Source organism: Streptomyces jumonjinensis (genome assembly GCF_009600885.1).
Taxonomy (GTDB): Bacteria; Actinomycetota; Actinomycetes; order Streptomycetales; family Streptomycetaceae; genus Streptomyces; species Streptomyces jumonjinensis.
The window spans coordinates 2,814-3,107 of sequence record NZ_VCLA01000198.1; the positions used below are offsets into that span (position 1 = coordinate 2,814).

At 68.0% G+C, this 294-nt stretch carries 1 pseudogene; it reads left to right on the top strand.

Annotation, left to right across the window (positions count from 1 at the left end):
- Positions 1-294 (top strand): annotated as a pseudogene (locus tag FF041_RS38385) (pRL2-11); the annotation flags it as partial.

Here is a 294-nt window from a genome sequence, read left to right on the forward strand (position 1 = left end):
CATTGGCGGGGTCACGTACTGCCGCGACATCGCCGACATCCACGACGCCCTGGTCGAGCTCGGCATGGAGGGAAGGCGCCGGGTACGGGTCGCGGACGAACGCGGTATCGACCCGGACCCGGACGCCATCGGACCGCGGCTGCTGATCCTCCTCGAAGAGGTCAACGCCACCATGCGCCAGCTCGCCCGCTACTGGGACAGGATCCGCGAGTCCGGCGATCCGAAGACCAGCCCCGCGATCGACGTGCTGATGGAGATCCTGTTCATGGGCCGCCAGGTCCGCATGCACGTCCT